General features: G+C 59.1%; 4 protein-coding genes and 2 pseudogenes. 5 read left to right on the top strand and 1 reads right to left on the bottom strand.

Annotation, left to right across the window (positions count from 1 at the left end):
* The 3 genes and pseudogenes from AC1D00_RS12685 to AC1D00_RS12675 all read left to right on the top strand — a co-directional run.
* Positions 1–700: pseudogene (locus tag AC1D00_RS12685) on the top strand (chromosome partitioning protein ParB); the annotation flags it as partial.
* Between the two features lie 709 nt (positions 701–1,409).
* Positions 1,410–1,721, top strand: a complete 312-nt coding sequence (locus tag AC1D00_RS12680) for a DUF736 domain-containing protein (protein ID WP_477010903.1) — start codon at positions 1,410–1,412, stop codon at positions 1,719–1,721.
* A gap of 953 nt (positions 1,722–2,674) precedes the next feature.
* Positions 2,675–3,720 (top strand): annotated as a pseudogene (locus AC1D00_RS12675) (IS110 family RNA-guided transposase).
* A gap of 911 nt (positions 3,721–4,631) precedes the next feature.
* On the opposite strand, the gene AC1D00_RS12670 reads toward AC1D00_RS12675, so the two are convergent.
* Entirely contained in the window at positions 4,632–6,188 is a 1,557-nt protein-coding gene (locus tag AC1D00_RS12670; RefSeq protein WP_135179210.1) for an IS630 family transposase, read from the bottom strand.
* A 960-nt stretch (positions 6,189–7,148) separates the two neighbouring features.
* On the opposite strand from AC1D00_RS12670, the gene AC1D00_RS12665 reads away from it, so the two are divergent.
* Both AC1D00_RS12665 and AC1D00_RS12660 read left to right on the top strand, forming a co-directional pair.
* The gene (locus AC1D00_RS12665) at positions 7,149–7,400 is read left to right on the top strand and encodes a helix-turn-helix domain-containing protein (protein WP_135179211.1); all 252 of its coding nucleotides are present in this window, start codon (positions 7,149–7,151) and stop codon (positions 7,398–7,400) included.
* A 999-nt stretch (positions 7,401–8,399) separates the two neighbouring features.
* Positions 8,400–9,701, top strand: a complete 1,302-nt coding sequence (locus AC1D00_RS12660; protein ID WP_477010902.1) for a GNAT family N-acetyltransferase — start codon at positions 8,400–8,402, stop codon at positions 9,699–9,701.
* Positions 9,702–9,789 lie beyond the last annotated feature (88 nt).

Raw genomic sequence — 9,789 nt, 5'->3', positions numbered from 1 at the left:
GTCCGACACGCTCGTTCGTGACCTCACCGCGCATCGCACCCTAGGGCTGCGTCTCAATCTGAGTGAGCAGCCGGATGTCGCCATCGTCGCGGTTACGCACGCGCTGGCGGCTCAAATCTTCTACATCGGGGCCAATGCACACGTGGTGGGCATTCAACCGGTCAAGACGGAGTTGGCCACGCATGCGGTCGGAATCGAGGACATCCCGGCCGGGAAAGCGTGGTCGGATCGCCATGCCAATTGGGCGAGGCAAATGCCCCGGGACGTCGCCGGGCTGTGGGAATTCGTGGCCGAACTCGATCACGACAGCCGTATGGTGCTGTTCGCGCATTGCACGGCATTGACGGCCAATGCGGTCAAATTGCCATTTGATCTCCGGCCGCGCGCGTTGGCGGTGGCCAGCCGTTTGGCCAGGGCCGTCGCCCTCGACATGACCGGATATTGGCGGCCGACGGTGCAAAGCTATCTCGGCCGGGTCACCAAGGCGAACATCCTTGAGGCCGTGCACGAAGGCGTCAGCGAGGAGGCCGCCGACCGCTTGTCGGGAATGAAAAAGGCCGAGATGGCGGCAGCCGCCGAGCAACTCTTGGCGGCAACCGGCTGGTTGCCGCCGTTGCTGCGCACGGCCAAGACGCAGGATCAGGCCGGTGCGCCAGACGAGGCGCCGCGCCATGATTTTTGTTCGCAAGCTGCCGAGTAGGAGGTGAGCCGGGGCCGCAAGGACGGTCCCGGCTCTCATTAAATTCCGGCCGCGCACCTTAGGGCGCGCGGCCGGTTTAGTTGAAGCCAGGCGAGCATTACTCACGCTAGCCCGTCTTCAAAAGGGGGGCACGATCGGTCAAATCTGCGCAGGTGGCAGCCGCTTGCGACGCTGTGCCGAACCTCCCTGTCGTAGCGGCGAGGCGATCAGGTTGGGGCACGGATCGTGTCTCGACCTCGGGTATTCAAAGCGCAATCGCGCGAATAGTCCTGACCGGCGCCATCGCTTCCTGATGCTCAAACGCAATCGAGCTTGCTGGTTTGTCCGGTGAATCGTCCTTGCGTCTGATGCGTAGACGTCGGCTTCCTCTCTGGTCGATCTCACTGCTTTCCGATGCTGTGATGGGCGGTGCTAGCCATGGTCATCCCCGTCAGTTCGGTCATGGGCTCGCGTCCAACGCACCCTCGATTGGCTGATCAGGCCCGAGGGACGGCAAGAGCCTCGATCGCCTTCCCGCAACGGCGAAAGCCTGCTTTTTTACCCCTGCCGCCAAGCGGCGGCATTCCTCGCGCAAGACAAAAAAGCAGGCTTTCGCCGTCCTCCGCTGCGCTGCGGGCCTGGCGGCTGCGGGTCGATCGCTCCCCGGGCCAAGGATCGCCATCGAGGCTGCGATGGGCGCGGCCCGAGCAACAGACAGACGGAGATGATCATGGCGACCATCGGCACTTTCACCGCTTCGGACAACGGCTACACCGGCTCGATCAAGACGCTGACGCTCAACATCCAGGCCAAGTTCACGGCGTCCGAGAAGGACAACGACAAGGCCCCCGACTACCGGATTTTCGCAGGAGCGACCGAATTCGGCGCCGCCTGGAAGAAGACCGTCCGCGACAGCGACCGCGAATATCTCTCGGTCAAGCTCGACGAACCCAGCTTCCCCGCTCCGATCTACGCCTCGCTGGTCAAGGTCGAAGGCGAGGAGGGTTTCAGCCTGATCTGGTCGCGCCGCAGCGGCGACTGATCGCCCGAGCCATCGGCCCCGCCTCCTCGGAGGCGGGGCTTTTGCGTTTCTTGCGCCGCTTTGGAAGGAAGCAGATGAGCATTTTGAGTTCAGAAGATGGGCTTCGACGCTGGCTGAAACGCGGTCGATAGGATGGGTTTCCGGGGTGCGTTTTTGGGCTCGTTTCTCGAAAATTCGCGTCGCATCGGGCTGCAATTTTCGATCTCCTGACGTGCGAATTTCATCGGTTCTCACGAGCGGCAGCGACGTGTCCACGCCTGCTCTCAGGGCACGAACTGCCTTCAGTTTGTTGAGCGAAAGGCCTCTACTTCACGTCGCTCCGATTGAGCTTCGGTGGATGACGTTGGCAATGTGAGCAAGGCCAGACCAATCAGGCCAAGCGGCTTTCTACGCCGGACTCCTTAGCAGCGCTGCTAGCACTAGTGCTTATTGGCGGGCGTGCACTTGGATGAAGGCGGGCTCGCCAGTCGATTTCCACCCCATTGGCTTCGATYAAGTCATGCTGCCGTCCTAGGTAATGATGCGATATTCCATGCATCCCGGCGTGCGCCGCATACCTATTCCGCACCATGTCATCGCCTCAACGTGCATCGCTCAGAACGCCTGGACAGCGCGGTTGGGCGTGTCGCTGGATAGCTTGTGAGGCCGCGTAGACGCGCTCTTCACGCTTGGAAAGATGCGCCGCGATGGCGCCCGCCTGCGTTGCTGCAGCGGAATTATGCCGTCGATGAGCGCGCAAGAGTGCACGGCGCACCGGGATTCTTGCACGTGGCTGACGCCTCACGGCGTCGATGCAAAGACCTTGTCACAGCAGCGAGAGGAAGCGACAATGGGTCAGATGAAGCGCACAAGACGACCGACGAGATACCGGTGCACGGAGGTAAGACGGCCGTGGCCGAATCCGGAGCCTGGTGCAACGACTTGGAAGGTCGTTGCCACAAGGGAGAGCTCCGATGAAACTGTACGTTGGATTGGACGTCGGCCTTGAAGAAACCAGCGTTTGCATCGTGGATAGCGAGGGTCTCACGATCCGCGAAGTGAAGGTCAACACTGAGCCAGAGGCGATCCGCTCCGCGTTGGAGGACTACGCGGATCGCCTCGATCATCGCTGGGTATCTGGCTGTATCGCGAACTACAGGCAGCCGGGCTTCCAATCATTGTCGTGGAAGCACGCCATATGCGCGTTTCGCTATCGACGATGCGCAACAAAACTGACCGAAACGATGCGCGCGGCATCGCGCAGATGATGCGGTTGGGCTGGTACCGCGCCGTCCATGTCAAGAACATCGACATGCAAAAGATGCGTACATTGCTGACCAACCGGAAGCTGCTCAAACGCAAATTGGTCGACCTCGAGAACCATGTTCGGGGCGCACTGCGGGCCTATGGATTGCTCGTCGGAGCGGTCGCTCGAGGTGCCTTTGAGGCCCGTGTCCGCGAGCTGATTGAGCACTGCGACCCGATTTTTGTGATGTCCATCCAGGTCATGCTGGACGTGCGCCGGGCCCTCCTCGAGGGCTATGATCGGCTACATCGCGTGCTCCTGCAGGTCGTCCAGCATGATCCAGTTTGCCGACGTCTGATGACAGTTCCAGGCGTCGGCCCGGTCGTTGCCTTGTCATTCAAAGTTGGCGTTGATGACCCTCATCGCTTTACCCGATCACGCACAGTGGGCGCCCATTTTGGGCTGACGCCAAAGCGTCACCAGTCAGGTACGTCGATCGATTTTGAAGGTCATATCAGCAAACAGGGCGATATCTCGGTGCGGGAGGCGCTATGCGAAGCAGCTGCAAGTCTGCTGCTACGGGTCAGGAAATGGTCGGCGCTGCGAGCTTGGGGCCTGCGGATCGCTAGGCGGTCGAGCATGCTGTGTGCGATTGCCGCGGTCGCACGGAAGCTCGCATGCATTCTGCACCGGATGTGGGTCAGCGAGACCGATTTCCACGTCGGATTCGGCGCTAAGATCACGCAGCGGCTGCGTCTAAAGCCAGCCCAGTAGCCGCTGCACAGACGAGCAGAGAAGGCGCTGGGGGTACGCCAGCATGCTGAGGAGGAGCGAAATTAGAGATCCGCGCGCGCGGTGAGCGTCCCCCTGGCGGGGCCGCGAAACGGGGAATGTCCGCTATCTCTTGCCTGCTGCCGCCCTTCGGGGACGAGAGCGCAAAACTGCTTGGACAGCCCTGTTTACGAACCTGATGAAGAGCATGCGACGGCCTCAGTGCTGAACGCGAAGGAACGCATGGACCCCGCCTGGTGAATGCGACCGCAAGCGCGGTGTGGTGACGTTTGTGCGTTGTCGATGCAGGGAGTCCGTCATGGTTAAAGTGCGACGAGAAGAAAAGCGTAGGAATGAGTTGACTTTGAACGCCCGATTAGGAAGGCAAGATAAAAGCACTGGCGCTACGGAGCGCCCAAGCCGTTGTCTGCACATCCAAGATTTTAGCGCTAGCGGTAAGTATGGTGTCGCTACAAATTGCCAAACGCCTTGTCTCGCTGAAGAATGATGTCTGCATCGGATCGCGGCATGTTCTAAGCGTTGCGAGTGCATCGGAAGGGGCGTCAAGACCTTGCCGAGAGATTTTCATGCTGCTTGCAGGCATCGCCGCCGGTTCAAAAGCAGGCCATGGTTTCCTGTCGAACGCGTTGATGGCCAGAAACCCAAGTTGCTCCGCCCGTCCGTCCGTTTGGCCGAGGAGAAGTCGCACGGCGTCGTTGTGGCGCGTTGATGCGCAGGATGAATCTCCCGAGCCTTAGACACGGTGGGCGCATGCATCGCGGAAGGCCAAGACTGAGGCGCACGCTAAGGTCCAATCGCGGTCATGTCGTCGGTACTGAGACTGCCTCCGTTTCACCGGGGTGGAACTTTCGTAAATTGCGGTTGCGCCTTGGCCAAGGGAGCACCGCCACCGTTTATCCAAACCGAGGGTCTTTGCAGTTGTTTGAAGGTGAGAACTCGGCTGGCTCCCGTTCCTTGCCCCAGAGGTTGCCGCCCGCGCGCCGTGGCGTGCCCTTGAAGTGAGCATTGCGTTCGCAGAAGTATCGGTCGATAGCCGCTTTAGCCTCGTCAATTGATCCATAGTTGCTGTTGTGAATGATGGCCCGAGCCAAGCCGCTGAAGATCGACTCGATCACATTTAGAAACTGCGCGCGGGCTGGAAGCGGTGCCGTGTGAATCTGTGGACCGTTGCTCCCAATAGTAGCGTTATGGGCATCGATATGTTCGAACAGCCTTTTAGAGACGTGCCAGGAGGCCGCGTCCCAAGAAAGATAAAGCTTGGTGTGATCGCGGTACTCGGCGACGAGTGCCGCCAGCATACGGATCATTTCTTCGGTGTTCTTCTTCCGGCTGTAGAAATGGGTGACCTGGTTGGTTGACAACTCAATGGCGGCGGTGACGATGATTGAGCCCTTCGATTGCTGCCATTGCGCTACAAAATGTTGTTCGCCGGGACCGATCAGCATGCGTCCATGTTGCGCCTTGACCGCAAAGGGTCCGAATTCGTCGATCGAAAAGAAGGCTTCCCCGCCCTTGAGGTCGGCGAGAATGGAACGGATGCGTTGGAGCTTCTGCGAGAAGTCGGGATCGTTGGAGGTCAGAACGATGCGCGCTTTGCGCCACCGGTAGCCGGCACCTTTCACGATCGCGCGGATTACATCTTCGCAAGCTGGCTTCCCTTTCTCGCGCAGCGCACGCACCAGATCGGCCATTTTCCAGGTTGTACGGTTGATGCCGAAATTGGCTGGCGGCTGGTGCAGGATACTGAACAGAGCCTCTTTGACTTGCTCGCTGTCGAACTTGCGATGGGGGTTAATGCGAGGCGCGAACAGCCGTTCGGCCCGACCTTCCTCGAACAGACGGACCGAACGTGCGTAGCTTGACCGGCTCTGCTTGAGAATGCGGCAAGCCACGCTTGTCCGCAGCCCGCTGTGTGACGCGACTACTGCTAGCGCGCGACGCCGCTCAGCGGGGCGGCCGTTTTCGAGCTTCTCGACTAGGATCGTGAGATCGGGATGACTTTCAAGAGAAGCCGGTAGATCTTGTTGACTTAGCGGCTTGCGCAACTGCCCGAGCAGACCCAAAAACCTGTCTGGGTCGGGAGTGCCTTTCAATTGGTTATGGCGGGCCAAGACCGCCGTGATGGTTGATGCCGCGGGCACTCCGGCGCAGCCCACTGATCGAAGATGGAATGCTATTTTTCGCCCACCCCAGGTTGGGTGGTCGGCGCGCACGGTTAGAACGGCCGCTTCGGTATGGCCCGGACAGCGATGGGGCGTGTGGTGCGGACGGTGTGACTGGCTCTCCAGGCCTCTCGCGCCGGCTATCCGATATCGGGCCAGCGTTCGATAGCCTGTCTGCCGGCTGATATTGAAGCTGCGACAGATGCTCTGAATGTTGGCATTCGGGGCGAGCGCCAGTTGCACGAATTCGCTACGAGCCTCGAGAAGCGTATTTGACTTCCAGGGCATGTTTTGTGCCTCTCTGCTCTGAACCAAGGGGCGGGCGGATCGGCAGGACACCTCGTCAGACGAGCACGCCACGGATGAACAGGATCGCGACCGTCTCGGCCTTGCGCTGCTGCCTGACTCGCCGCCGCTACTCCGGCCGCCTCCGATGCTCCCCAACGAGGAGTAGGAAGGCGGCGTATACGACGATCGTGCTGTGGCGGCGGCCACAGCGACCACGGCATGCAGCGCGGCTCGCTTCAGTGCTCGCTGAGCGATCGCCTCCTCCTAGTGGTGTGCATTTAGCCATGTGGCCGATTAGACCGGGGACTATCGCCGCTCTCAGGCGCCAGCACGAAGCGGCTTCATCCCCCGGCTATGGCTCTGCTTCCACCATTCTCAGGCATTTGGTTGATGACCTAATCCGACCTTTGCCTAATGACCTCGTGCAGAAGAGCTACGGAACGCTCAAGCCGTTCTAACAGCGACCCCAAATCCGCCGCGCTAATCCCCTCCAACCTCAGATTTTCGACTGAGAATGACTGGGCAATGAGTTGGTCTATTGGCTCGGCTTTAGACGTCAGGTCCGCGGCCCCGCTAAGGGTAGATCGAATGTATCCGTCCGGCGTAATCGTTGTCGCAAGCGTTAGATTGGCCACGATCGCCGTCTCAGCCATCGCCGCAGGAAACTCCACGTTGCAAAGAATGCTTCCCGTTGCGCGAATGCGGTAGCCCGCGCGGTAAGTCGAKGGGCCCAAGGGGCCCACCTCGCCGGACTCCCAAAACGCTTCCACCCCATCAGTGGTTGGACACTCGGGGGGCGAACGGTCATGGTGGAACGCAGTGTCGCAGGTGACCAAGCTTCTATCCCTCGGAACGTGCATTTCGATAACGCTATCGATGTAGACGATAGTCAACATTTGCGGCTAAAAATGGGACTCAGAGTCCGTGGATCGATAGTCTGCTGCGACGTTCTTTGGGCCGATGACGGCCGGGAAGAACGATTTAGGAATAGTTGGGGTGGTGGCCGACAATGTCAGGGCGCTTAGGAAGGCGGCTAAGCTCTCGCAGGAGGAGTTAGCCCATGAGGCGGGGGTGGATCGGACCTACATTAGTCAGGTCGAACGCCGCCAAAGAAACGTGACAATTGTGGTCTTAGCGAAAATCGCAACAGCACTGAACGTGACACCGGACAAGCTGCTGATCGTACCCTCATCTCGGCGAAGAGGTCCTTAATTCAGCAAAAAATTGAGTTGCTCGGGACACATGACCGCTCCCGCACAGCCCGTCAGGCTCATAGCCTGAAGGTCATAAGTTCAAATCTTATCCCCGCAACCAAGCTAAACGATAAAAGCCCGCCTTTGGCGGGCTTTTTCACGTTTTGCAGGCGCTTCCCGTAAGTTACCATTTGTTGCGATAAAAGTCTTTTATTATCATGAAGTTAGGCTGAATTTAGTCGATCGATTGGTCTGCGTTACAATTTTCTACATGGCACATGAAAATCTGTTGCCATCCGCAATGAGCAGCGCAGCTCGAGCGCGCCAATTCCTTTCGGGTGCTGTACGATTGTAGGCGGTGGTCCGATTCCACCGGGGCGCGCATTCGTCACGCTTTCCGTGCAGACGAGTTTGTCACCTCTCGTTTCATTCGCCTCTGATCCTCCAATGATCAAACGCGAATAGACAAGCCGTTTCTCGTAGACGTTCGCTGTGATAAGTGCATTCGCACGCCAAACACACAGCCAATGCGCGCCTTAGCAGGATGACCCTTTAGGCGCTGGGTTTTTCCGCACGCCATAATAGTGGTAACCAAGTAACCGCCGCGCTCGACTGCATTCTCGGCAGCAGCAGTGCCAATCATCCAATACGTGGCAATGGCCGCCAATAGCGGCACGTTCATGGACCATTGCCGAGGATGCAAGCCATGGTCGAAATACGTCCCTGCGTTACCCGTCGCTTGCAAGTATAGATTGCGGGCATCGATCTTGAAATGCAAAAATGTTCCGCTATTGACTCTTCGGCGAAGTGACGGCGTCGCTCCACGAGGTCCGCTTATTGAAGCATGGCGGACAAGATCTGCTCAGGTTGAGTCCTTCGCATTTTGACCGTTGCGGACCCGGGGCGTTCTGTCGCGCCATCTCGGCAGGAACCCTTTATCATCCTGATCGTCAAGCCGGCTGACACGGAATCATCGAGGCTATAAGCCAGTAACGAATTCAATGTTCAGAATGGTGGCGTGGCCGCTGGCAGGCTGCGCCGACGGAACCGCAAGGCGATGTCGGATCCGCAAGGCAACGTCTCGGCCGTTGAGGTTGATATCTACACTGAGCTTCGCACGGCGGAGCGCTGGTGGACCGAATTCGAGCGACACGCCGAATGCACCGTATTTCAGAGATTTGCGTGGCTTGCGGCGTGGCACAATCACATCGGTCGGCATCAAGGCACGACGCCGGTGATCGTGCGGGGGCGCGATCCCAATGGCGAGGTCCAGTTCATTGTACCGCTGGCGATCGAAAGGCGTGGCGCGACAGGATGGCTCACCTGGCTCGGAGCTGAGCTGTGCGATTATAACGCGCCGCTCCTGGGTCGAAATTTCGCGAACGGCCTTCGGACGCAAGACTTCCGCTGGCTATGGCGAGCGATGATCGGCCTCATCCGGGCAAATCCAGATCTTCGATTTGATATGATCGATCTCGACCGAATGCCGGAGCGGATCGGCTCACAAAGAAATCCGTTCCTCGACCTTGCGGTCCTCCCGCGGACATATGGCGCTCACTCCGCGACGCTTGGACTCGACTGGAACGAATTCTTCTTGTCCAAGCGGTCTTCCGCGACGCGCAAACGCGAGCGGCGGCAGTTCAAGCATCTCGCCGAGCATGGCGAGATCCGTTTCGTCCAGGTCACACGATCCGACGAGATCGAGCGCTCGATAAACCTGTTGATTGAGCAGAAGCGGCGCTTCTTTGCCCGCATGCAGGTCGAGGACATCTTCGACAGGCCCGGCTATCTCGCCTTCTTCCACGACGTCACGACCGATCCGAGATTAAGGGACGTCGTTCACGTCAGCAGGCTGGACGTGGGTGACAGCAAGATCGCGACCGGTCTCGGGCTGCGGCACAAGAACTGCTACTCCCTCATCCTGTCGAGTTATGAGGATTCCGAGCTCGCGCGCTACGGGCCAGGACGCGCGCACCTTCAGCATTTGCTGCGCTACGCGATCGAACACGGTTTTGAATTCTTCGACTTGTCGATAGGTGACGCGCCGTACAAGCTCGACTGGTGCGACATTGAGATGAAGCTGTTCGGCTATTACGAAGCGACGACACTCAATGGCCGGACCATTGTCGCGGTTAAGATGGCAATCGATCACGCCAAACTATTAATCACGCGCATGCCGCCCCCCGTGAGGCGTCTCGCCAAGAGGGTGCTCGTTAAAATATTGACTGGTTGCCGGCGCGCGCCAAGAGCCGCCTGTCGCAACGTATGTCTGAATCTGGCCCGCAGGCGAAGATGGAGGCGACGATCAGCACGACCGTAGCCGGGGCCAGACCGGACATCACGCGCTCGCGGCCAAATCGACGTTTCTGACCCATTGCGGTCACTGGCAGGTTGGATCGGGGGTGCAG

The sequence above is a fragment of the Bradyrhizobium sp. P2_E8 genome (assembly GCF_056403875.1).
The sequence above is the reverse complement of the archived record's forward strand: the minus strand, read 5'-3'. Positions and strand labels throughout refer to the sequence as shown.

Excerpts from the sequence above, each read along its gene's own strand:
- AC1D00_RS12670 (WP_135179210.1), bottom strand. The coding sequence starts at position 6,188 with ATGCCCTGGAAGTCAAATACGCTTCTCGAGGCTCGTAGCGAATTCGTG.
- AC1D00_RS12680 (WP_477010903.1), top strand. The coding sequence starts at position 1,410 with ATGGCGACCATCGGCACTTTCACCGCTTCGGACAACGGCTACACCGGC.
- AC1D00_RS12665 (WP_135179211.1), top strand. The coding sequence starts at position 7,149 with ATGACGGCCGGGAAGAACGATTTAGGAATAGTTGGGGTGGTGGCCGAC.